Raw genomic sequence first — 22,180 nt, 5'->3', positions numbered from 1 at the left:
CATGAGTGGCCCATCATCTCATCCCGGAATAAAACTGCTGCTGCTGGGTGCAACCGGACTCGTCGGAAGCCATGTGCTGGAGCTGGCTCTGGCCAGCTCTGCCGTGGGTAAGGTTATCGCTCCGACAAGAAAACCGCTGCCGCTGTATTTAGCCAATCGGTCAAAGCTGGTCAATATGCTGATTGATTTTGATGCACCTGACCGGGATGACCCGTTGTGGCATGTGGACGCCGTCATATGCGCGCTCGGAACCACCATCAAACAGGCCGGCAGCCACGAGGCCTTCCGTCAGGTCGATTATGAGTACCCGCTGACGTTAGCCAGGCTTGCCAGAACGCACGGCGCGACTGTATTTGCACTGACGTCTGCAACCGGTGCCGATCCGTCCTCCCGTTTTTTCTATAACCGGGTAAAAGGCGATCTCGAGGAGGCTCTGGTACGCGAGCAATTCACTTCTCTGACGCTCGTCCGGCCGGGAGTTATTGGTGGTGCAAGAACGGAGGTTCGCCCGGCTGAAACGGCGCTGAAACTGGCGTTAACCCTTTTCGCACCGATTTTACCGCGCCGATGGCAGCTCAACCCTGCGGCTGAAATAGCTAAACATCTGCTGGAGGCCACCCTCTCCGCTCCGCAGGGTGTGAAGATCGTTACTGCCGGAGAAATGACGGGTAAACGCTGAATTTATTAAAAAGGAAAAAGTGATGTCAGTAGTAAAATTTAATGCTGTTGTTAAAACAGATACTCACCGGGTTTGGCAAACCCTCAGCCAGTTCGGGCGCATCAGTGAATGGCATCCGGCCATTAGCAGTAGTGAAATAGAAGAAAACCAGCCAGATGGCCTTCCGGGCTGTAAGCGCCGTCTGGTACTGGGCAATGGCGATGTTCTGCGTGAACAGTTACTTATGCTTGATGAAGGCAACCTGTCGTTTTCATACCGGTTTATTGAATCTCCACTGGAGGTGGACAATTATGTTGCTACGGTAAGCCTGATCCCGCTGACGGAAAAAAATGAAACAGTCATTGTGTGGCAGGCCAGTTTTGAAGCCCGTTCACGCCATGAAACGCAGAAGATAGAAGAGGTCGTTATGGATCTCATCATGTCAGGTCACAAAAGCCTGGCCGATTATCTGCAGCAACAGTGAAGCCTGAGAGGACCGCCTGAACATGAATGATTACATCCAGCCTGTTGAACCTGCAGAGGCATATCGCCTGATTAATCATGGCCCGACAACGCTGGTTTCGGCACAGCATGACGGAACGAAAAATGTAATGGCTGCGTCATGGGTGTGTGCGCTGGATTATGGGCCAGCCCGGTTAACCGTTGTCCTTGATAAGGCGACCTTCACCCGAAAACTGATTGAACAGAGCCGTCACTTTGTGATTCAGGTACCGATCGCATCACAGGCTTCGCTGGTGCATCAACTGGGCTCACAATCCATGTTCAGCGATAAGGAAAAACTTGTCCGTTCAGGCGCGACGCTTTTTCACCTGCCCGACGTGGATGCGCCACTGGTTACCGGGTGCGCCGCATGGCTTTACTGTGAGCTTATCCCCGAAGAGCATAACCAGCAGGCCTATGATTTGTTCATTGGCGAGATAAAGGCTGCCTGGGCTGATACGCGCATTTTCAGGGATGGACACTGGCAGTTTGAGCATGCGTCTTCAGACTGGCGAAGCCTGCACTATATTGCCGGCGGACATTTCTATACCACCGGCGAGGTACTCGAGGTTCCGGATGTCCCTTCAGACACACCCGGCGCTCCGCAGGGCTGAAATACCCGTCACCACTAACCCCTCTTCTGGCCACGCGGATCATGCCTGGCCAGCGTAATAATGTGTTCCGAAATGCGCCTTACCTCATCATCCAGTTTGTCCAGCGGTCGGTGAATCAGTCCGACGTCACGATAAAAATGTTATCACCCAGACTTAACGCCCTCACCGCTGCAGGCCACCGGCGCCAGGCGCTGGTCTGGGGCAGAAGTGCGACGCCCACGCCGTTGCTCACCAACTTGAAAATGGCTTCCAGTTCGTCTACTTCACAAATTTCCTTCACCGCAAAATTCATTTCCCGCAGAAAACGGTCGACCCGGCGCCCACCAAAGGAGGAACGATCGTAACGAATAAATGGCTGGCTGGTCAGCAGCTCAGCGATATCGTCGCCAGCAACATTCTTCGGCAAAATAAGGTGGAACGGTTCGTGCGCCAGCGCGCTCCACCTCAGTCCCGGCGGCAGGGGAAAAGGCGGTTTGAGTATTGCTGCCATGTCTATTTCGCCGGCATCAACGAGATTTATCAGTTCCATCGACAGCCCCGGAATGACGCGTACACGGCAGGCTGAACCCAGTTTAAAGAACGACGTCAGCGCGTCGGGGAGCAGTGTTCGCTGTACTGAAGCGATAGCGCCGACCGTAACCGTCCTCTCCAGAGTGGTCCTATCCAGACGCTCACCGAGACCATCATAAAGAGACAGCAGCTCCTGCGTGACAAGTTGCAGCCCCTTTTGATTCAGCCGGGCATTTCTTCCTGACCGGTCAAAGAGGGGAAAGCCTAAATCAGCCTCAAGCCGCTGCATTTGCGCACTTACGGCAGCCTGTGTCAGCCCAATTTTATCCCCCGCTGCAGCGAAGGTTCCCTCTTTCGCCACCATTAAAAATGTTTTGAGTTCACGGATCATGGGCCCATCCTAATCACAAAAATAAATTGTACTATTCATATTTTAATATTGTTTTTAATCAATATAAATTATTCATAAGCTCATTTGTGACGGCAATGTTAAACATTAAGAAAGCCTGTCCTCAGGCACTGCGTGAAACGTTGCCCCTCTTAAACCCGAACACGCTTCGCCAGCTGGCGATAATTATTTTGAGGATGCACACATGAGCCTTTCTCCCTTCCATCTGGCCATTCCTGTATACGATCTAAAAACGACGCGTCATTTTTATGGCGAAGTTTTTGGTCTGAATGAGGGACGATCTAGCGAACAATGGGTGGATTTTGATTTCTATGGTCACCAGTTGGTCATTCACGAGCATCCTAAAACGGCCTCACAGGAAAGTGTTCATTCAAACTCTGTTGATGGCCATGACGTGCCCGTTCCGCATTTTGGCATCATCCTGAAATGGGATGAGTGGGAGGCACTGGCAGAGCGCCTCAAATCGTTTAACACGAAGTTTGTCATTGAGCCTTATATTCGCTTTAAAGGGCAGGTCGGTGAGCAGGCCACCATGTTCCTGTTCGATCCCTGCGGTAATGCACTTGAATTCAAAGCGTTCAAAGATATGAGTCAGCTCTTCGCAAAATAATCACACGAGGACGGTCTCAGGCCGTGCCATGCCTACTTTTCACCCGAATCTATAAATTGTGGCTCCCGTCGATTTCCGGCAGGGGTCGCCCTGTTTAATCAGAGGGCGTCATGACAAAAATAACACTGGTCTGGCAAATCGTTATTGGGCTTGTACTTGGAATCATTGTGGGATGGTACTTCAACACGCACCCTGAATATCAGCAGTGGGTCAGCCATGAAATTCTCAAGCCGCTTGGTGACATCTTTATCAAGATGATGAAAATGGTCGTGGTGCCGATTGTTTTCTGTTGCATGATTCTGGGCATAACCGGAAGCGGTGACAACAAGTCGTTTGGTCGAATGGGCGTGAAGGCGCTCGGCTATTTTTTTACCGTGACGGGAGTGGCCATCATCTTTGGACTGGTGCTGGCTAACCTTATTTCCCCCGGCGAAGGGACCAGTATTCAGGGAATGGCGCACGGCGACGGGCACATGAAGATGGAGCCAGCGCGCGGTGCTCTGGTTATTCTGCAGAATATCGTGCCTGATAACCTGTTTGTCGCGCTTTCTGAGGGCAAACTGCTGTCAGTTCTGTTCTTTGCCGTGCTGTTCGGCCTGGCGCTCAATGGCCTCCCTCGAAACAAAACGGCACCGATCCTTGGCGTTCTGCAGAGTGTATCCGACGGCATGTTCAGGGTGGTGTCGATCGTCATGGCATACGCGCCGGTTGGCGTGTTTGGCATGATTGGTGCCACGGTGTCCACGTTTGGTTTTGCCTCCCTTTTGCCACTGCTCAAGCTAATTGGCACCGTCTATCTGGGGCTGATTTTATTTGCCGTGATTGTGCTGGGCGGGATCTGTGCGCTGATCGGCGAAAACGTTTTTAAGCTGATAAAGCATTTTCGCCAGGAACTGGTACTGGCATTTTCAAGCGCCGCTTCTGCAGCGGTGATGCCCCAGCTGATGTACAAGCTCGAACGCTATGGCGTACCGGGGCGGATCGTCAGCTTTGTGGTGCCCGTGGGATATGCTTTTAACCTTGACGGCGCGTCGATATTTCTCGGTGTGGCAACCATATTCGTCGCTCAGCTTTACGGTATTGACCTGACGCTGATGCAGCAGGTCATTTTAGTGGTAACGATGGTGCTGACCTCGAAAGGGGCTGCCGGTGTACCGGGGTTCGCCATTCTGATCCTCTCCGCCACTTTGGCATCTGCGGGATTACCCCTTGATGCTGTTGCCCTGATAGCTGGAATATTCCGTATTATCGACAGTGGTACGACGACCCTCAACGTGTTGGGAAACGTTGTAGCTCCACTGGTCATTAACCGGTGGGAAAAAGAGCCGCTGTCCTTTGAGGGCTCTCAGCCCGATCTGAATAAACGCTGATACAAATCTAAGGGGAACTGACCTACTCCCCGCAGATTAGTAAATGTTAGCAACGTCCGCTCCTGGCACTAAGCGGCCTCCCACACTTTATTTTGATCTGCCATCTAATAAGAACCCCCAGGCTCAAAGGAAGCTCATTTTTTAACCAGTTTTGCAGAAGAGTTTTGCTGGAGTTTTGCAGAAGACCTCTGAAGGCGATTTTCACCGAACAGGCTCATTAGCGATGCCAGCGCCCTGCCCGGTACGTCATAGCGAGTGCCGCCACACTTCTGGCATTTTTCACTGGAAAATACGCATCTCCCCCACTATTATCAGCTTACTTATTCACCTACTGATAACTAAGGAGGATTACTATGCCATCGTGTGAATTGTTTCTTTACTCACACTTTTATAGTAATTGGCCGCGTTCAGGCATTTCCGCACTCGTGCTGCGATAATCCGTCCTGAGCGAAGTTTACTGAAAATCTAATCCCTTCCTCCGGCTTACCGGGTTGTCGTCAGCGATTTCTGACGTCAGGCTTTTTTGCGCCTGCAACTTATGAGTAAGCACATGAGCACACTATTATCTGCCCACGCTGTTGGCTTTGATAACGCCTTCGGCACGCTGTTTCACGATATCCATTTCAGCCTGAAAAAAGGCGATCGCATCGGTTTACTGGGTGATAACGGCACCGGTAAAAGTACCTTATTGAAAATCCTCAGTGGCGATCTGGAACCCAGCCACGGCAGCGTTACATCGGCTAATCACTGTTTACTGGCGCGTATCGAGCAGCATCTGCCTGCAGAGCTGCATAATGATTCGCTGCTGAATAGCGTAATGGCGCGCCTGCCGGAACAAAGTGATCGCTGGCGTGCCGAAGCGCTGTTGGGCAGCCTGGGTTTCACGGCTGCACAACAAACGCAAACCGCCGCGACCTTAAGCGGCGGCCAGCATATGCGCCTGCTGCTGGCACGTGCGCTGATCCTGCAGCCTGATCTGCTGCTGCTCGATGAACCCAGCAACCACCTCGATCTGCCAACGCTGTTGTGGCTAGAGAATTTCCTTAACGGCTGGAGCGGCAGCTTTGTTCTGGTTTCCCATGACAGCACCTTGCTCGATCGGGTGACCAACTGCAGCTGGATTCTGCGCGATCGCGGTCTGCAATTCTTCCGTCTGCCCTGCAGCGCGGCGCGTCAGGCGCTGGATGAGCAGGATGAAGCGGATGCGCAGCGTTATCAGGCTGAGCAAAGGGAGATTGAGCGCGTTGAGAAAAGCGCTAAACGTCTGGCGATGTGGGGCCGCGCTTACGATAACGAAGGGTTGTCGCGCAAGGCGCAGCAGATGGAGAAACGCGCCGGCTGGTTGAAAGAGGCACAAACCACGCTGAGCGAGGGAGCGCTGTGGCGGCTGCAACTGCAAGGTGAAGCGCTGGATGCCGATCGCGTTTTAGCGTTGCCGGAGATGTCGATTCATCCAGCCGATGACGCACCTGCGCTGTTTTCACTGCCGATGTTACAGGTGAAAAGTGGCGATCGCGTAGCGATTGTTGGTCGCAACGGTTGCGGTAAATCGTCGCTGCTACGGCATTTGTGGGGGGAATATCAACACGCAGATAGCCCGCTGTTTCATCCCCGCGCGCGCCTTGGCTATTACGATCAAAGTCTGCATCAGCTGCACGATGAGGAAACGCTGAGTGACGCACTGGCGCATTTTGCGCCGCTCAGCGATGAGCACCGCAAGATGGCGCTGATCGGCGCGGGTTTTCCCTATCTGCGGCATCAACAGTTGATTGGCTCACTCAGCGGCGGCGAGCGTTCTCGCTTGCTGTTTGTTGGGCTGACGCTGGCGCGTTACTCGCTACTGTTGCTCGATGAACCCACCAACCATCTGGATATGGTGGGCAAAGAGGAGCTGGCAGAAGCGTTAAACCAGTTTGAGGGCGCGGTGTTGCTGGTGTCGCACGATCGTCAGCTAATCGCCAACAGCTGCAACCGTTTCTGGCTGATAGAGGATCAGCAACTTAGCGAGTGGCACGATTTTGACGCGGTGACCGAACGCATGCGTGCTGAGCAGGCGATAGCAACGTCAGATTCTGTCGCACCTGCTGCGACGGCAACAGCGTTGGATGAAGATGCGTTACTACTGGCGCTGCTGGAGCTAGAAAGCAAGCTGGATGAGGATCTGACGCGCAAGCCAAAGCATCAGAAACCCGCGTTGCAGGCGCAGTGGCGTGAGGAGATTGCGTTGCTGAAAGCCCAACTGGCGCTGTAATGAAACGGTGGCCATCAATGGCCACCCTACGCCAGCATTGCCTGTATTAATGACTGCGCGGTCTTTTTCAACTGCTGCGCAGGATTTCGGCCAATCAATACAAATTGATATCCCGCCTTATGCCACCACACCACATTCATCCCCTGTCGTTTCTCCTGCGCCACATCCGTGGTTTGCTGATGATCTTCGCGCGAAATACACAGCGCCATTGGGCCGTAGCTGCTGTGATTCCAGGCAATTTGCGTAATCAGCGCATCGTCATAACGCAGCATGCGCACACTCTTCAGCGTCGCTTCCGGCAGCGTTAACTGCGCTGGCGTGAAATGCAGATCGAGATCGCGCGCGGTACGCGCCAGCGATTGCTGCAACACCGGCGGTGAACTGTCGACGTCGGCCAGCGTTTCCGCGCTGTACAGCGACATATATTGTGCTTCCAGCTCGCGGATCTTTTCGCTTTCGCCCTGCTCAGCTTTTATTGCCGGTCGCACCAGAAAACCGATGCCGCTGCCCACCAGCAAAAAACTCACCGAAGCGGCGATCAGCGCGCGGCGGCTGACCTGCGGCGCGGACGGTATGGTTGCCAGCAGATGCGCCAAGCGCGGCGACATGCGTTCCAGCGGTGCGTCATCCAGCATTGACGCAAAGGCCTCAGCAAAAGGTTGATTGCTTTTCATTAGCTCGGCAGTGCGCGCCGACAGCGCTTCGCTGCGCTTAAGTTCATTTTCAAACGCCAGCGCTTCATCCGCGCGCATCTCGCCATCCAGCCAGGCGACGATGGCCTCGTCCGCATAAGGCGAACTAAAACGTGCAGCCTTCACAAACGTTTCTCCTGTCCAGCCGGGCGCAACGTGGCTGCGCTGGCTAAGGTGGTGCGCGCCGCCGCAAGGCGACTCATGATGGTGCCAATCGGCACCGCCAGCGTATCGGCGGCTTCCTGATAAGTGAATCCTTCGACGTAAACCAGGAACACCGCGTTGCGTTGCGCTTCGGGCAACTGACTCACCCGCTGCATCACTTTGGCGTATTGCCGACGTTGCTCATCATGCTGTTGCTGATCCGCAGCAACAAGCTCGTCGCTGTCGACAAAGCCTTGCCCGAGGCGCACCCGCTGCGCGCGCAGTTCATTGATCCACACCGAATGCAGCACGCTAAACAGCCAGCGATCGATACGCGTGCCGGGCGTGTACTGCGCGCTGCGCTCCAGCGCCCGGACACATGTCGATTGCACCAGTTCCTCGGCGACATCGCGGTTGCGTGACAGCACCATGGCGTAGCGCCACAGGCGGGCCAGATGCGCCGCTAAATGCTGGCGGACTTCAGTGCTGGTGATGTTTTCGTCCTCTAAACGCGGCGTTCATCAGGCTTCCGGATGGCCCTGAATCGCGGCATTGAGATCGCGATACTCTTCGCAATCCACGCCACACAGCGATTTAATGATGGTGAGCTGCTCTTTCGCCAAATCTGGCCGCCCTTTGATCATCCAGGCTTCACCCAGATATTCGCGCACTTTGGCATATTTCGGATCGAGCGCGATCGATTTCTGATAATAGGCCATGCCTTCGTCGGTTTTACCCAGCTTACGCGTGGCATACCCGCGATAGTTCCACGCTTCTTTGGTGTTCTGATTATGCAGCGTATCCAGCAAGTTGATTGCCGCTTGATACTCGCCCTTTTTCGCCAGGTGATAAGCGTAATTGGTTTTGTCGCTATCACTTAGCATGCTGGTTTTCTCCGGCACGCAGGATTTAGATTTACTGTCGTAAACCTGGCCTTTCGGACAATCCGGCGTCTTTTTGTCGCTGTCATCATCGCCCATTGCCAGGGCAGCGGGCGCATGCAGCGTCATCAGCAATACGGGCAGTGCTAACCAGCGTAATTTCATCATTGTATACATGGTTGATCCTCATGGCGTGTCATGGATGGAACTCAGTGCTGAGGCAACAAGTGACTCAGATACGCTGTAAACAACTCAGCCGCCATTTCTATTCGGAAAAATTTAATCATTTTTCAACCAACGCACGTTACTCAGATAAATCCGGCGAATTTTCTCCAGTTTGTTGCCTGAAGTGATTATGATTCTCACTTCATAAAAGGGACGCTTATGCTCAATATCTCGAAAAAGTGGCTATTCGCCACGCTGACTGTGGTCATTCTCCTGCTGTTGATCTGGCATTACGCCGGTTCACGCAATAAACCCAACGCGGTGGTCACCGCCGAAGTGCGCAAGGGCAATATCGAAAACGTAATTGCCGCCACCGGCAAAATGGATGCGATTGAACGCGTTAACGTCGGTGCGCAGGTTTCCGGGCAGGTTAAAAAACTCTATATCAAAGCGGGCGATAGCGTCAGCAAAGGCCAGCTGATCGCCGAAATTGACGATCAGCCACAACGCAGCGACTTGCGTAATGCGCAAGCGGCGCTGAGCGTGGCGCAGGCCGATCTGGAAACCCGCGAAGCCGCGCTGGTACGACAGCAAGCGCAATATCAGCGTTTGCAGCAGATGATTAAAACCAATGCCATCTCGCGTCAGGATTTTGATACCGCCGAAGAAGATTGGCGCAGTGCACGCGCCGAGCTAACGGCGCAAAAAGCGCGCGTGATTCAGGCGCAGATTGAGGTGGATAAAAAGCAGCTCGATCTTGGTTATACCCGCATCATGGCGCCCATGGATGGCACGGTCATCGCCATTGTCACCAAGCAAGGCCAAACGGTGAACGCGGTGCAAACGGCGCCGACCATCGCTAAACTGGCGCAGCTCGGTACCATGACGATCAAAGTGCAGATCTCCGAAGCCGACATCAACAATGTGCAGCCCGGTCAGCAAGCATGGTTCACCACCTTCTCCAATCCGGATAAACGCTACAACGCCACGCTACGCAGCCTCGAACTGGCACCCGAATCGGTGATGAAAGATGACGCGCTAATGGGCAATAGCGAGAGCACGTCGAGCAGCACCTCCAATGCGGCCGTCTATTATAACGCCCTGCTGGATGTGCCAAACCCGGACAACGCGCTGCGCATCTCCATGACCGCGCAGGTCAATCTCATTCGTGATGCGGTGAAAGATACGTTGCTGGTGCCGGTGCAGGCGACGAAGAAAGATGCCGACGGCAAAACCTATGTGGAAATCCCGGATCAGGATAACCAGCCGGTGAAACGCATTATCACCACCGGCATCACTGACAGCGTTGATATTCAGGTGCTGAGCGGCTTAAAAGCCGGCGAGAAAGTGATCCTTGCCACGCAGACGGCGGGCGCTGACAAGGTGGTGATGTGAATATTATCGAACTGAAAAACATTCAGCGCAGCTATGTTAACGGTTCGCAATCTCTGCATGTGCTGAAAAACATTAACCTGAGTATCGCCAGCGGCGAGTTGGTGGCGATCATCGGGCCGTCCGGTTCGGGTAAATCGACGCTGCTGAACATTCTTGGCTGCCTTGATGCGCCGGATAGCGGCGACTATTTGATTGGTGGTCAGAACACCGCCACGCTGTCGCCGGATGCGCTGGCGAAAGTACGCCGCGAACACATCGGCTTTATCTTCCAGCGCTATCATCTGATGCCGGATCTCAGCGCCCTGAGCAACGTTGAAATCCCGTCTATTTACGCCAATCTGCAGGGCAAAGCGCGGCTGCAGCGCGCGGCAGATCTGCTGGCACGTTTAGGTTTGCAGGGCCGCGAGCATCACAAGCCGGGCGAGTTGTCCGGCGGCCAGCAGCAGCGCGTCAGTATTGCGCGCGCGCTAATTAATGGTGCCGAAATTATTCTTGCCGATGAACCGACTGGCGCGCTGGATTCACACTCCGGCGAAGAGGTGCTGCGCATCCTGCACGATCTCAATCGCGAAGGTCACACGGTGATCATCGTGACGCATGATATGAAAGTGGCGCAGCACGCCGATCGCATTATTGAGATTCAGGACGGCGAGATTGTTGCCGACAGCGGCCGCAAACCGGATGCCATGCGTGCGCAATATGCTCCCGCCGCGCGTAAAAGTCAGAGCAAACTGCGCGGCTTTCTCGATCGCTTACGCGAATCGCTGCGCATGGCACTGAATGCGATGAACGCGCATCGGCTGCGCACCGCGCTGACCATGACCGGGATCATTTTTGGCATTGCGGCAGTGGTCACGGTGGTGGCACTCGGCCAGGGCGCGCGGCAAAAAACGCTGGAGAGTATTTCCGGGCTCGGCACCAACGTGGTGTCGATTTATGCCGGCGGTGATTTCGTCGAGGATGAAGCGCATCCAGTGCTGACGCTGGTGATGGCGGATGCTGATGTGATTGGGCGCCAGCAGTTTGTTGCGGCGGTCAGTCCGGAGATGATCGCCAATCAGCCGATTCGCTATCTCTCCAACGCATCCAAAACCTCGGTTTATGGCGTCGGTAAAGAGTATTTCCAGATTCAGGGCATCAAACTGCTGGAAGGCAGCAACTTCAGCGATGAGCGTCACGCGCGTCAGGAGATCATCATTGATACCAACACGCGCAATAAACTGTTCGGCGAACAGGGTGAAAGCCCAATTGGCAAGATGATCGTGTTGGGTTCGGTGCCGGTGCGGGTGATTGGCGTGGCGGATAACAACGATGGCATGTCGCCCAATCGCCTCAGCGTGTGGCTGCCGTGGAGCACCGTGATGTATCGCATCAGCGGGCAAACCGCGTTGACCAGCATCAGCATTAAACTCAAGGATGATGTGGTGAGCGGCCCGGCGGTGGAATCGCTGACGCAATTATTGACCGCGCGTCACGGCACCAAAGATTTCCTGGTGTTCAACCGCGACAAATACCGTAAAGCGATTGAAGACGCCGCCGCAACCTTAACGTTGCTGATTCTGCTGGTCGCCTCGATTGCGCTGATGATTGGCAGCATCGGCGTGATGAACATCATGCTGGTGTCGGTAACCGAGCGTACCCATGAAATCGGTGTGCGTATGGCGGTGGGCGCGCGACGCGGCGACATCATGCAGCAGTTTATGATCGAAGCGGTTCTGGTCTGTCTGGTGGGCGGATCGCTCGGTGTAGCGTTGGCGCTGGTAATTGGACCGATTATCAGCCTGCTGGCGGGCGGCATGATCACGGCGATCTTCTCGTGGCAGTCGGCGGGCGCGGCCTTTGCCTGCTCCACCATCATCGGCATGATTTTTGGTTATCTGCCTGCGCGCAAAGCCGCACGCATGGATCCGGTGGCGGCATTAGCCAGCGAATAATTAAATCTCACGCCGTAGGGTCGCCATTCATGGCGACCTTCCCCCATCCCGCTCAAATCACATCAACATCGGCAATGTCGCCGTTGCCGTTTGCTGGCTCGCCGCCAGATAACGTGCATCGTGCGTCATCAATTCATTAATCAGCACTTCCACCAGCAGCATCGCGCCCACTTTGCCGCTCAGCGCACCGGCGTTGAACGGCCCTTCCGGCCGCGCGGCCACCAGCAGCAGATCGGCTAAACTGCCCATCGGGCTGCGCAGTGTATTACTCAGCATCAGCACGCGCGCGTTTTGCTTCTTCGCCACCTTCACCACATGCATCACATCTTTGGTTGAACCGGATGCAGAGATGGCGATCACCAAATCGCCCTCTTTTAGCGTCGAGGCATTCATCGCCGCGCGATGCATATCACCAAACAGCTGCGCCGATTTACCTAAGCGCAACAGGCGATAGTGCAGATATTCACCGGTAATCGCGCTGGCCGCCACGCCGTAAATCTGGATGGTTTTAGCCTGATGCAGCGCTTCCACGGCTTGCTGTAACACTTCGCGATTGATGAATTTCCCGGTATCACGCAGCGCCTGCACCGTTTCCTCTACCAGCATGTCGATGCTGTCACTGCTGGTAAGTGCAGCGGGCTGATTGTGTTGCACATCCAGCGCCAGCGCCATTTTGAATTCGGTATAGCCTTTGCAGCCGAGATGACGACACAGCCGCGTCACGCTCGCTTCGCTGGTGTCGGTCTCACGCGCCAGTTCGGTGATGGTGAGATACAGCACTTTCTGCGGGTCGGTGAGGATGAAATCGCCCAGCTTTTGCAGCGTTGGACTGTAGCCCGGCAAACCCTGGCGCAGATGCAGCAAGATGTTTTCATTGTCCGTCATGGCGGTCTCTCTGATTCACGGCATTAATGGCGCACAGTGTGCAGCAGATTAGGGCATAAGTGAAAGCTATCACAATAATGATGGAAATTTTCACCTAATGAATTAGATTGTGGTAATAATTTTTAACACAGTATCACTTCAGGAATAAAAATTTATGTCATCCATTTTCAGCGGTGCCTCATCCGGAGGTTGGTTCGAAAAAGCTCAGCATTTTGGCAAGTCGTTCATGTTACCGATCGCCGTGCTACCGGCAGCCGGTTTGCTGCTGGGCATTGGCGGTGCACTCTCCAATCCCAATACCATCAAAGCCTATCCGTTCCTCGATGTCGCCTGGCTACAAGGCGTGTTTACCATTATGGCCAGCGCCGGCTCAGTGGTGTTCGCCAACCTCGCGGTGCTGTTTGCGGTCGGCGTAGCGGTAGGCTTAGCTAAAAGCGACAAAGGCACCGCTGGATTGGCCTCGCTGCTGGCTTATCTGGTGATGAACGCCACCATCAATGCGCTGCTGACGCTAACCGGCGTGCTGGCGCAGGGCAACCTAAGCGCGGTGGGACAAGGCATGGCGCTTGGCATTCAAACGCTGGAAACTGGCGTATTTGGTGGCGTGGTGATCGGGCTGGTCACGGCCATGCTGCATAATCGCTACAACAAAATTGCTCTGCCGCAGTTCCTTGGTTTCTTCGGTGGCTCGCGCTTTGTGCCGATTATCAGTTCCCTGGTCGCCATTCTGGTGGGCGCGGCGATGACCCTTGTCTGGCCGCATTTCCAGAAGCTGATTTTTGGCCTCGGCGGCCTAGTGGATGCCACCGGCTATTTCGGCACTTTTATCTACGGCTTCGTGCTGCGCATGCTTGGCCCGTTCGGCCTGCATCACATCTTCTATCTGCCATTCTGGACCACCGCGCTCGGCGGCAGCGAAGTGGTTAACGGACATCTGGTGGAAGGCACGCAGCGCATCTTCTTCGCCCAGCTTGCCGATCCTAATACCCAGCAATTCTACCTTGGCACCGCGCGCTTTATGTCTGGGCGCTTCATCACCATGATGTTTGGCCTGATCGGCGCGTGTCTGGCGATGTATCACACCGCCAAACCGGAAAACCGCCAACGCGTGGCCGGATTGCTGCTGTCGGCAGCGCTGACCTCTTTCCTTACCGGTATCACCGAACCGATTGAGTTCTCGTTCCTGTTTGTTGCACCGGTGCTGTATGTCATCCACGCGCTGTTTGATGGGCTGGCATTTATGATCGCCCACATCCTGCACATCACCATTGGCCAAACCTTCTCTGGCGGCCTGATCGATTTCATTCTGTTCGGCGTATTACAAGGCGAAGCGAAAACCCATTGGTGGTATGTCCCGCTGGTTGGCGTGCCGTGGTTCCTGCTCTATTACTTTACTTTCCGCCTGCTGATCAGCCGCTTCAATTTCAAAACGCCGGGGCGTGAAGACGCCAGCATTGAAACTGCGCCGATGGTCGCCGGAGAACGTCCACTGCAGGTCATCGCGGCTTTAGGTGGCAAACACAACATCGCCGAACTGGATTGCTGCGCCACGCGTCTGCGCATCACGCTGATCGACAGCAGCAAGCTCGATGAAAACGCATTGAAAGCCACCGGCGCACGCGCCGTGATCCAACGTGGCAAAGGCGTGCAGGTAATTTATGGCCCGCACGTCACCATTATCAAAAATGAAGTAGAGGAGTTACTCGCGCTATGAAAGCACCGATGCTGGCCCAGATTCAGGGAAAACTGGTGGTCTCGTGTCAGGCTCTGGAAGATGAGCCGTTACACAGCCCGTTTATTATGTCGCGCATGGCGTTGGCGGCAATGGAAGGTGGTGCGGCAGCGATTCGCGCCAACAGCCTGCTCGACGTGCAGCAGATTATGCAAACGGTGGATTTGCCGATTATCGCCATTATTAAACGCGACTATCCCGGCAGCGATGTGTACATCACCGCGACGCTGCGGGAAGTGGATGAGTTGATGGTGGCGAATCCGGCGATGATTGCGCTGGATGCCACGCTACACACGCGTCCTGGCAATTTGCAGCTGCCGGCATTGGTGGCGGCGATTCGCCAGCGCTATCCGCATTTGCTGCTGATGGCTGATATCGCCACAGTGGAAGAAGCGCGTCAGTCTTCGGAATTAGGTTTTGATTGTGTCGGCACCACGCTGCACGGTTACACCGCAGAAACGCAAGGCTGCTATCTGGCCGCCGAGGATTGCCGCTTCCTGCGTGACGTTTTGGCTGCGGTAGAAGTGCCGGTCATCGCCGAAGGGAATGTCGAAACGCCGGAAATGGCGGCGCACTGTCTGGCGCTGGGCGCGCATGCAGTGGTGGTCGGCGGCGCGATTACGCGTCCACAGCAGATAACGCGCCGCTTTGTGAATGCCATCAATTAATTTTTGAGGTCCACATCAAGGGCACCTTGCTGAAGGTTATCCACAATCCCCGTGCGTAGAGTCGCCGTTAACCTGTGGATAAAACTCGCCTCTCACCACACAGCGCCCGATGCGCGCAGACGGTTACTTTTCGCACGATTGTGAATCTCCAACGACCGGTTTGACACACTTGATGCGTTAGCGTGTTTAGGTGCGTCAGTATCAGGCTTTAAACCGAACCTTCTTTTTCGATCACTAATACGCGCGCTTCGCCTTGCGGGTGCGCAACATGCTCGGTGCCAATGCTGGCGTAAAAAATGTCGCCAGTATTGAGCAGCACTTTTTTCACCTCGCCCGCATCGCGGTAATGCATCTCTACCGCGCCGTCCAGCACCACAAATACTTCTTCGCCATCATTGATGTGCCATTTGTAAGGTTGATTGGTCCAGTGCAGACGCACGCTAGTGCCGCCAAAGTTGGCGATGTCTAGCGAATCCCAGGCTTTAGCAGGTGAGAAGTTTTTGCTGACGTAGGTTTTCATGCGATATCCGTGTGGAGGAGAACTGCGTTGATGATACACAGAGCGCGAGCGGACGGCGGGACATGCGCAGGCCATTTACGGACATGCAGATACAACAAAGCCGCCCGGAGGCGGCCTTAATACAACGTCTTGTGCGATTAACTTATTTGTACAGTTCTGCAGTCATGTGTACGCGGTTATTCGTGTTGGCTTCAGTAATTTTGTACTGCGCACCCTGCTCTTGTGCCTGTGCAGCGATTTTTGCTTCTGCGCCATCAAGAGTAGAAGACTCAACAGAGACGCTCTGCGCAAAGCTAGCAGCAGACATCATTGAAAGAGCAGCAACAGCGGCGATAGACAGTGTTTTGATAGTTTTCATGGTCATAATCCTTAGTGGTTTAATTAGAAGACTGTGTGCCTTCGATGAGAATAATAATAACTAATGTTATCGTTTCAATATTAACCATTAGTGCGATCACGATAACTTACGTAACTATACAGTTCCCGATGCTTTATCGACAAAAAAGGCCGCCCGTAGGCGACCTGTTCTGGCACATCCGTATGCAACCATCCGTTATTTGTAAAGTTCTGCGGTCATATGTACGACGTTACCATTGCTTGCTTCCAGAATTTTATATTGCTCACCATTCTGTTTAGCCTGTGCAGCGATTTTGGCTTCAGCACCATCCAGCGTCAGAGAAGTAGCTGAAACGGTTTGAGCGAAGCTAGCAGCAGACATCAGTGAAAGAGCGGCAGCAGCGGCGATAGTCAGAGTTTTGATAGTTTTCATGGTCGTATTCCTTTGGTTGTTTGATGTGAAGGCTGTGCGCCTTCGATGGAAACAATAATAACCATTGAAACTATTATCAGATTAACTATTAGTGCGATCACAGTTAATCAGCTCATTATCACTACGCCAACTCGAGCTCTGTAATCACCCTCTTCACTTCCACCACATCCGCCGCCGAAAGCGAACGCAGTGGGCGCGGCAGGCAATCATACTCAGCAAGACCCAGCGCGCTGGCCGCCGCAGCGATGACGCGAATACTGCCGCCGTGTTGGGTAAACAGCGCCCAAAGCGGTGCGAGCCACTGTCCCTGTTCGGCTACCGCCGCAAAATCGCCCGCCATCGCCGCATCTGTCATTGCTTTAGCGGTGCGCGGGAACAGTCCGCCGCACACTGAATACCACACTTCACAACCGGCGATTAGGCCTGCTGCGGCAAAGGCATCGCCGCTGACGCCAATGGTGACGTCTTGCGGTAATTGATCACGCAAAGCCTTTACCCGTTGCGTAGCCGCTGCGATACCGGCGGGCACGCCGGGAATTTTGATGGAAGCGATATGCGGCAGCGTGGCGATACGTGCATGCAGCGCATCGGAGAAGACAAAGTGGCTGGTGCCGGGATTGTCATAAATGCACACCGGCAGCGATACGTGGCGCGTGACATCCTGATACAGGCCAAACACTTCGTCATCAGTGAGTTTCTGATAGGAAACGGCGGGCAGCAGCAACGCGCTGGCGCCAGCCTGTTGCGCATCCTCGGCAAGTCGCAGCACTTCGTCGGTGCTCACCGCGCCAATGCTGACCATCACCGGAATAGCGTCCGCATGCTGCACCGCCAGCGTCGCAATGCGCTTGCGCTGTTCGCGCGTGAAATAGGCGTAGCTGCCAGTGGAACCCAGCACGCCAAGTGAATCGACTTTTGCTGCCGTGAGTCGCGCAAGGATATGAAGAAAAGCTTTCTCATCAATTCCAGAAGCATTCAGCGGAGTCAGGGGAAACGCACTCAATCCTTTAAACATAGCCAGCGCCTTATTCGTCATTAACAGGGGAAAACAGCTTAACCTGCACAGTTATAAGCCATTGGAAACAAAAATGCCCTCTTACGAGGGCAGGAATTATCGTTACCGCTTGAGGGGATTATTTCAGTGCGATGCGCGCAATCTGATCCTGGCCTTTGGTTGAGGAGTCTTTGTTGAACTCTGCTTTCAACGTTACGTACAACGTGTTGTTGTCTGGGCCAATCAGCAGGCTGTTTGGATTGTTATCAAACGACCAGCTGTTTTTTACCGCGTACGTGGTGGCATCCAACTGCAGCACTTTCTTCGATTCGCGCTGGCTGATGAAGATTTCATTACGTTTGGCGTTGAATTTGATAGCCAGCGCATCGCCTTCAATACGTTTGATCACTTTGCCAGTGCGCTCATCAAACACCAGCGTAGCTTTGCCTTTCGAATCGTCGGTAACGAACAGGCGACCTGTTGCCGGATCTTCCGCCATGTTCAGGAACAAGTACTCTTTGCCATCGCCCACCGTCCAGCGCTTCTCAATTTTGTGCGTGCGTGGATTGATGACCAGAATCTCGCCCGCGCCGTTGGTCGCATAAATGCGCTCAGTCAGCGGAGAATAGATGATGCCGGTTACCCATTTGCCAGCGTTCTTGATGGTAGCTTTCAGCTTGAAGGTTTTCACGTCAACCACCGAGATGTACCCCGGATCGGCCACGCGACCAGCATACAGCTCGTTGCCGTGCCACAGCACTTCACGTGCGCCAGCCGGATAACCTTCTTTATCTTTCTTGCCTGGGAAGACTAAACGTTCCAGCACTTTGCCGCTTTGCGCATCCACTTTCGAGATGGCGCCATCCAGCGAGTTGGTGGTGTAAAACACGCTGCCCGCTTCATCGATCGCCGTACCGAAGTTTTTTAGATCGGTATGCGTCACGCCTTTGGTTTCCAGCGAGGTTGGGTCGAGACGATAAATCACACCGCCGTTCACGTCTTTAAAGCTCTGCGCGCTGGCAACGTATAACGCTTTCGCAGCAGGCGAGTACGCCATTTCATACAGGCCATCACCCAGGGTGCGCTGGGTCAGAGAAGTATCAACTGGCTTGGCAGCAGCGGCTGGCGCTTCGGCTTTTTTAGCCGGAGCCTGGCAAGCGGTCAGGCTGAAAGCAGCGACGATCGCTGCAGCTAAGGCGGCTTTGCGCGGGCTAAATAACGATTTCATGCTCAACTCCATCAATGGATGAACGGCTCCGTTGCGCGCGTGCGCGTACGGAAAATACAAGAAGAATGAGAATCATACGCATTAGCATAAAGTTAGCAACTTTCTCGACGATCTTCTTTACTTTGCCGTGAATTCTGTCTTGCTAGCCGCACACCTTTCTTTGTCAAAAAACGTCCTGATATCGCTTTAAAAACACGAAAACATTAGCAATTAACAGGTTATTTTCACCTGTAAACCATTGATTAATAGCCCGCTTACACATTATTACAATTGCAGTTGAAACCTTCCGCAGATTCTTTAAAGCAAATGATTATCATTGGCTTTCTCAATAAATGCGCAGTGGCAGTTTGCGTGCCTGCTCTTCTGCCCTTTTCGGCGGATAAGTCACACCGTAAACGATAAAAACGAAGCAAAAAGCTTCCTATAACACGAGTTACAACAGGGAATTTTATGTCTGGCATCAGGAAAACTTTTAACGTCTCACTGCTGGCGGTGACGATTCATGCCCTGCTTGCGCCAAACATGGCGCAGGCAGCAAGCGACACGCAGCAGGATTTGGTAGTCGATGCATCCGCAACCGGCGACAGCGATAACAACGAAAAGCAGGATTACGCGGTGAAAATCACGCGGGCGGGCACCAAATTGTTGCTAACGCCACGCGATGTGCCGCAGTCGATGAGCGTGGTGACGCAGCAGCGCATGCAGGATCAGAACCTGCAATCGGTGAACGATGTGCTGACCAACGCCACCGGCATCTCCACCAACCTGATCGATAGCGAACGCTCGGAATACTATTCGCGCGGCTTTAAAGTCACCAACTTCTCCTTCGATGGCATTCCCACGTCGGTTAATGACACCTGGAATTACGGCGATGCCGCCTCGGATACCGCCATTTACGATCGTATTGAGATCGTACGCGGTGCCACCGGATTGATGACTGGCGCGGGCAGCCCGTCAGCGTCGATCAATATGGTACGCAAACACGCCGACAGCAAAACCTTCACCGGCTCGGTCAGCGCCAGCTACGGCAGCTGGAACAAACAGCGTTATGTTGCCGATCTCTCCGCGCCACTGAATCAGGATGGCAGCCTACGCGGCCGCGTAGTAACCGGTTACAGCGATGAAGACAGCTGGCTCGATCGTTACCACAAAACCAAAAAGTTCCTTTACGGCGTGATCGATGCCGATATCACCGAGCACACCACGCTGTCGCTAGGCTACGACTACGAAGATGCCAACACCGGCAATCCAACGTGGGGCGGTTTGCCGATGTTCTACAGCAACAACGCCACCACGCATTACGATCGCAGCCTCAACTCCGCCGCCAACTGGGCACGCTACAACACCAATTCGCGCAAAGTGTTCGCCGACATCGATCATAACTTCGATAACGGCTGGAACATCCACGTCAACGGCACGCACGCGGAGAATACCTTCAACGATAAGTTGCTGTATGTCACGGGCAGCCCTGATCAGGACATCGGCGAAGGCACGACCGGCTACGGCAGCATGGATCGCGGTAAACGCCAGATGGATTCGTTCGATGGCTACGCCAGCGGCCCGTTTGAGCTGTTAGGGCGTCAGCATCAGTTGATGGCGGGCGTGAGCTACAGCCGCCAGCACAATGCGACTTACAGCCAGGATGGCGTTACCGATCTGGAAAACTACGATATCGCCTCAGCCGATATGGGCATTTTCAACAACAGCTGGAACGGCAACATCGCCGAGCCGCAGTGGCAAGGTTGGTATCGGAATGCTGACGATACCATCCGCCAGAAATCCGCTTACACCGCCGCGCGCTTCTCGCTGGCCGATCCGCTGTCGCTGATTATTGGTGCGCGCTACACGCAGTGGAGCACCAACGGCAGCAGCGGCGACATGACGAAAAATAACACCACGCCTTACGCCGGTTTGGTGTACGACATCAACGATACATGGTCAGCATACGGCAGCTATACCTCGATCTTCCTGCCGCAAACCTACCGCGATACCAGCGGCAAATACCTGTCGCCGGTTACCGGCAAAAGCTATGAAACCGGCCTGAAGTCCGCCTGGTATGATGGTCGATTAACCGCGACGGTTGCGGTATTCCGCATTGAGCAGGATAACGTGGGTCAGGCGATTGCTGGCGTCTACTTGGGCGGTAACGAGCAGGCTTATGCGCCCGCTAAAGGTGCAGTCAGCAAAGGTGCGGAGTTTGAGCTGAACGGTGCGCTAACGGATAATCTGCAGCTGACGTTCGGTGCCACACGCTACGTGGCGCGGGATAAAGATGGACGCTTCAACAGCTATCAGCCGCAAACTTCTCTCAAACTGTTCACCCGTTATCAGCTACCAATGTTGCGGGATCTGACGGTTGGCGGCGGCATCAACTGGCAGAACCGCGTGTTTGAAGATGCCACCAATGCCAGCGGCGATACCGTGCGCGTTTATCAGGGCAGCATACCACTGGCATCGCTGTTTGCGCGTTATCAGGTGACAAAGCAGGTGGCGGTGCAGGCGAACATCGATAACCTGTTTGATCGCGAATATTACAGCTACATGAACAGCTATGTTTATGGCGCGCCGCGCAGTGTTTCGATGAGCGTTTCGTATCAGTTTTAATTAACCGTAGGGTCGCCATTCATGGCGATCCTTTCGAACATTCGCGCATTAATGCGCACTCATCAAACCTTGTTTTTATAATTGAAACTGATCTGCGAATTCTGTTCTTTCGGCAAACGTCGTGCCTCTAAATAAACCGATTTCCAGTACGGATTATTGAGCGAAGAGCGCATCACGCCCTGACTCACCGACGCGTGTAGGAATTGATGATCGGTGTCATAAAAGCCGACGTGCAGCTCGCGCTTAATGCGGAAGAACACTAAATCACCGGGTTGCAGATGCGCCTGATCCACCGGTTTGCCCATGGCGATTAACTCTTTGGTGGTGACGCGGTCCATCGGAATATTGAAGCGATCTTTCAGCGTGCGCCAGACAAATCCCGAGCAATCGACGCCGGTTAATTGCGTACCGCCCCACTGATATTTGGTCCCTTCCCACGAATGCATCTGATCGTGCAGCGCAGCAATCACCGGAATTAAATCGGGCTGCTTGCCACCGTCAGCCGAGGTATCCACGTTGTCCTCTGCAGGCGCATGCGAAGACTTAGAAGAACAGCCGGCCAGAGTAAAAAGAAACAGGCAGGCGATAACTTTGCTGGCGGCAGAATTGATCATGTGTTGGTGTTTTCGCTGAGGGAGACAGTGGT

Annotated in this window: 22 protein-coding genes; 11 read left to right on the top strand and 11 right to left on the bottom strand. The window is 54.0% G+C overall.

The window, feature by feature from the left end; translation table 11 throughout:
- The first annotated feature begins 1 nt into the window (after nt 1).
- Genes RTM06_RS11220 through RTM06_RS11210 form a run of 3 tightly spaced genes read left to right on the top strand, consistent with a single transcriptional unit; the run spans nt 2 to nt 1,773 of the window.
- On the top strand, nt 2–679 hold the full coding sequence (locus RTM06_RS11220; protein WP_312182205.1) for an NAD(P)H-binding protein: 678 nt from the start codon (nt 2–4) through the stop codon (nt 677–679).
- 22 nt (nt 680–701) lie between these two features.
- On the top strand, nt 702–1,142 hold the full coding sequence (locus tag RTM06_RS11215) for an SRPBCC family protein (RefSeq protein WP_312182203.1): 441 nt from the start codon (nt 702–704) through the stop codon (nt 1,140–1,142).
- Nucleotides 1,143–1,164: 22 nt separating this feature from the next.
- Nucleotides 1,165–1,773 (top strand): flavin reductase family protein, encoded by a 609-nt coding sequence (locus RTM06_RS11210; protein WP_312182201.1) that lies wholly within the window; start codon nt 1,165–1,167, stop codon nt 1,771–1,773.
- 115 nt (nt 1,774–1,888) lie between these two features.
- On the opposite strand, the gene RTM06_RS11205 is transcribed toward RTM06_RS11210, so the two are convergent.
- Complete coding sequence (locus RTM06_RS11205) at nt 1,889–2,674, bottom strand: LysR substrate-binding domain-containing protein (protein ID WP_312182199.1); 786 nt, start codon at nt 2,672–2,674, stop codon at nt 1,889–1,891.
- 202 nt (nt 2,675–2,876) lie between these two features.
- Between RTM06_RS11205 and RTM06_RS11200 the strand changes: the two genes are divergently transcribed.
- From RTM06_RS11200 to RTM06_RS11190, 3 genes are all read left to right on the top strand, one after another.
- On the top strand, nt 2,877–3,302 hold the full coding sequence (locus RTM06_RS11200) for a VOC family protein (protein ID WP_058972820.1): 426 nt from the start codon (nt 2,877–2,879) through the stop codon (nt 3,300–3,302).
- 110 nt (nt 3,303–3,412) lie between these two features.
- A complete protein-coding gene (locus RTM06_RS11195; RefSeq protein ID WP_312182195.1) occupies nt 3,413–4,672 on the top strand; it encodes a cation:dicarboxylate symporter family transporter in 1,260 nt (419 codons plus the stop codon).
- 550 nt (nt 4,673–5,222) lie between these two features.
- The gene (locus RTM06_RS11190; RefSeq protein ID WP_312182193.1) at nt 5,223–6,923 is read left to right on the top strand and encodes an ATP-binding cassette domain-containing protein; all 1,701 of its coding nucleotides are present in this window, start codon (nt 5,223–5,225) and stop codon (nt 6,921–6,923) included.
- 26 nt (nt 6,924–6,949) lie between these two features.
- Here the strand turns inward: RTM06_RS11190 and RTM06_RS11185 are convergent, their stop codons facing one another.
- The 3 genes from RTM06_RS11185 to RTM06_RS11175 are packed head-to-tail and all read right to left on the bottom strand — an operon-like array spanning nt 6,950 to nt 8,817.
- On the bottom strand, nt 6,950–7,741 hold the full coding sequence (locus RTM06_RS11185) for a hypothetical protein (RefSeq protein WP_312182191.1): 792 nt from the start codon (nt 7,739–7,741) through the stop codon (nt 6,950–6,952).
- Complete coding sequence (locus tag RTM06_RS11180) at nt 7,738–8,253, bottom strand: sigma-70 family RNA polymerase sigma factor (RefSeq protein WP_312182223.1); 516 nt, start codon at nt 8,251–8,253, stop codon at nt 7,738–7,740. Before RTM06_RS11180 ends, RTM06_RS11185 begins: the two co-directional genes overlap by 4 nt.
- A 27-nt stretch (nt 8,254–8,280) precedes the next feature.
- Nucleotides 8,281–8,817, bottom strand: coding sequence for a tetratricopeptide repeat protein (locus RTM06_RS11175; protein WP_256698594.1), 537 nt, complete (start codon nt 8,815–8,817; stop codon nt 8,281–8,283).
- A 207-nt stretch (nt 8,818–9,024) separates the two neighbouring features.
- Between RTM06_RS11175 and RTM06_RS11170 the strand changes: the two genes are divergently transcribed.
- Nucleotides 9,025–10,200, top strand: coding sequence for an efflux RND transporter periplasmic adaptor subunit (locus tag RTM06_RS11170; RefSeq protein WP_256698593.1), 1,176 nt, complete (start codon nt 9,025–9,027; stop codon nt 10,198–10,200).
- Nucleotides 10,197–12,134, top strand: coding sequence for a MacB family efflux pump subunit (locus RTM06_RS11165; RefSeq protein WP_312182188.1), 1,938 nt, complete (start codon nt 10,197–10,199; stop codon nt 12,132–12,134). The genes RTM06_RS11170 and RTM06_RS11165 overlap by 4 nt, the downstream gene beginning before the upstream one ends.
- Nucleotides 12,135–12,191: 57 nt before the next feature.
- On the opposite strand, the gene RTM06_RS11160 is transcribed toward RTM06_RS11165, so the two are convergent.
- On the bottom strand, nt 12,192–13,019 hold the full coding sequence (locus RTM06_RS11160) for a MurR/RpiR family transcriptional regulator (RefSeq protein ID WP_312182186.1): 828 nt from the start codon (nt 13,017–13,019) through the stop codon (nt 12,192–12,194).
- Between the two features lie 154 nt (nt 13,020–13,173).
- Between RTM06_RS11160 and RTM06_RS11155 the strand changes: the two genes are divergently transcribed.
- Both RTM06_RS11155 and RTM06_RS11150 read left to right on the top strand, forming a co-directional pair.
- Complete coding sequence (locus RTM06_RS11155; protein WP_312182184.1) at nt 13,174–14,733, top strand: PTS transporter subunit EIIC; 1,560 nt, start codon at nt 13,174–13,176, stop codon at nt 14,731–14,733.
- Nucleotides 14,730–15,419 (top strand): N-acetylmannosamine-6-phosphate 2-epimerase, encoded by a 690-nt coding sequence (locus RTM06_RS11150; RefSeq protein ID WP_312182182.1) that lies wholly within the window; start codon nt 14,730–14,732, stop codon nt 15,417–15,419. The genes RTM06_RS11155 and RTM06_RS11150 overlap by 4 nt, the downstream gene beginning before the upstream one ends.
- Nucleotides 15,420–15,627: 208 nt before the next feature.
- Here the strand turns inward: RTM06_RS11150 and RTM06_RS11145 are convergent, their stop codons facing one another.
- From RTM06_RS11145 to RTM06_RS11125, 5 genes are all read right to left on the bottom strand, one after another.
- A complete protein-coding gene (locus RTM06_RS11145) occupies nt 15,628–15,939 on the bottom strand; it encodes a cupin domain-containing protein (protein ID WP_312182180.1) in 312 nt (103 codons plus the stop codon).
- 142 nt (nt 15,940–16,081) lie between these two features.
- Entirely contained in the window at nt 16,082–16,297 is a 216-nt protein-coding gene (locus RTM06_RS11140; RefSeq protein WP_007890153.1) for a YdgH/BhsA/McbA-like domain containing protein, read from the bottom strand.
- A gap of 195 nt (nt 16,298–16,492) precedes the next feature.
- The gene (locus RTM06_RS11135; protein ID WP_007890154.1) at nt 16,493–16,708 is read right to left on the bottom strand and encodes a YdgH/BhsA/McbA-like domain containing protein; all 216 of its coding nucleotides are present in this window, start codon (nt 16,706–16,708) and stop codon (nt 16,493–16,495) included.
- A gap of 121 nt (nt 16,709–16,829) precedes the next feature.
- Entirely contained in the window at nt 16,830–17,723 is an 894-nt protein-coding gene (locus RTM06_RS11130; protein ID WP_312182174.1) for a dihydrodipicolinate synthase family protein, read from the bottom strand.
- 118 nt (nt 17,724–17,841) lie between these two features.
- Complete coding sequence (locus RTM06_RS11125) at nt 17,842–18,930, bottom strand: hypothetical protein (protein ID WP_312182172.1); 1,089 nt, start codon at nt 18,928–18,930, stop codon at nt 17,842–17,844.
- A gap of 450 nt (nt 18,931–19,380) precedes the next feature.
- Between RTM06_RS11125 and fhuE the strand changes: the two genes are divergently transcribed.
- On the top strand, nt 19,381–21,534 hold the full coding sequence (fhuE, locus tag RTM06_RS11120) for a ferric-rhodotorulic acid/ferric-coprogen receptor FhuE (RefSeq protein WP_312182170.1): 2,154 nt from the start codon (nt 19,381–19,383) through the stop codon (nt 21,532–21,534).
- 62 nt (nt 21,535–21,596) lie between these two features.
- Here fhuE and RTM06_RS11115 read toward each other — a convergent pair whose 3' ends face one another.
- Nucleotides 21,597–22,148 carry a C40 family peptidase gene (locus tag RTM06_RS11115; RefSeq protein WP_256698584.1) on the bottom strand — a complete coding sequence of 184 codons (552 nt, stop codon included), beginning with the start codon at nt 22,146–22,148 and terminating at the stop codon, nt 21,597–21,599.
- Nucleotides 22,149–22,180 lie beyond the last annotated feature (32 nt).

The sequence above is a fragment of the Pantoea sp. CTOTU46764 genome, assembly GCF_031974595.1.
Taxonomy (GTDB): Bacteria; Pseudomonadota; Gammaproteobacteria; order Enterobacterales; family Enterobacteriaceae; genus Pantoea; species Pantoea trifolii.
This window is presented reverse-complemented; position numbering and strand designations above follow the sequence as displayed.

What these genes read in the sequence shown, in the direction of transcription:
- RTM06_RS11220 (WP_312182205.1), top strand. Translation starts at nt 2, where the DNA reads ATGAGTGGCCCATCATCTCATCCCGGAATAAAACTGCTGCTGCTGGGT.
- RTM06_RS11215 (WP_312182203.1), top strand. Translation starts at nt 702, where the DNA reads ATGTCAGTAGTAAAATTTAATGCTGTTGTTAAAACAGATACTCACCGG.
- RTM06_RS11210 (WP_312182201.1), top strand. Translation starts at nt 1,165, where the DNA reads ATGAATGATTACATCCAGCCTGTTGAACCTGCAGAGGCATATCGCCTG.
- RTM06_RS11205 (WP_312182199.1), bottom strand. Translation starts at nt 2,674, where the DNA reads ATGATCCGTGAACTCAAAACATTTTTAATGGTGGCGAAAGAGGGAACC.
- RTM06_RS11200 (WP_058972820.1), top strand. Translation starts at nt 2,877, where the DNA reads ATGAGCCTTTCTCCCTTCCATCTGGCCATTCCTGTATACGATCTAAAA.
- RTM06_RS11195 (WP_312182195.1), top strand. Translation starts at nt 3,413, where the DNA reads ATGACAAAAATAACACTGGTCTGGCAAATCGTTATTGGGCTTGTACTT.
- RTM06_RS11190 (WP_312182193.1), top strand. Translation starts at nt 5,223, where the DNA reads ATGAGCACACTATTATCTGCCCACGCTGTTGGCTTTGATAACGCCTTC.
- RTM06_RS11175 (WP_256698594.1), bottom strand. Translation starts at nt 8,817, where the DNA reads ATGTATACAATGATGAAATTACGCTGGTTAGCACTGCCCGTATTGCTG.
- RTM06_RS11170 (WP_256698593.1), top strand. Translation starts at nt 9,025, where the DNA reads ATGCTCAATATCTCGAAAAAGTGGCTATTCGCCACGCTGACTGTGGTC.
- RTM06_RS11160 (WP_312182186.1), bottom strand. Translation starts at nt 13,019, where the DNA reads ATGACGGACAATGAAAACATCTTGCTGCATCTGCGCCAGGGTTTGCCG.
- RTM06_RS11155 (WP_312182184.1), top strand. Translation starts at nt 13,174, where the DNA reads ATGTCATCCATTTTCAGCGGTGCCTCATCCGGAGGTTGGTTCGAAAAA.
- RTM06_RS11150 (WP_312182182.1), top strand. Translation starts at nt 14,730, where the DNA reads ATGAAAGCACCGATGCTGGCCCAGATTCAGGGAAAACTGGTGGTCTCG.
- RTM06_RS11145 (WP_312182180.1), bottom strand. Translation starts at nt 15,939, where the DNA reads ATGAAAACCTACGTCAGCAAAAACTTCTCACCTGCTAAAGCCTGGGAT.
- RTM06_RS11140 (WP_007890153.1), bottom strand. Translation starts at nt 16,297, where the DNA reads ATGAAAACTATCAAAACACTGTCTATCGCCGCTGTTGCTGCTCTTTCA.
- RTM06_RS11135 (WP_007890154.1), bottom strand. Translation starts at nt 16,708, where the DNA reads ATGAAAACTATCAAAACTCTGACTATCGCCGCTGCTGCCGCTCTTTCA.
- RTM06_RS11130 (WP_312182174.1), bottom strand. Translation starts at nt 17,723, where the DNA reads ATGTTTAAAGGATTGAGTGCGTTTCCCCTGACTCCGCTGAATGCTTCT.
- RTM06_RS11125 (WP_312182172.1), bottom strand. Translation starts at nt 18,930, where the DNA reads ATGAAATCGTTATTTAGCCCGCGCAAAGCCGCCTTAGCTGCAGCGATC.
- fhuE (WP_312182170.1), top strand. Translation starts at nt 19,381, where the DNA reads ATGTCTGGCATCAGGAAAACTTTTAACGTCTCACTGCTGGCGGTGACG.
- RTM06_RS11115 (WP_256698584.1), bottom strand. Translation starts at nt 22,148, where the DNA reads ATGATCAATTCTGCCGCCAGCAAAGTTATCGCCTGCCTGTTTCTTTTT.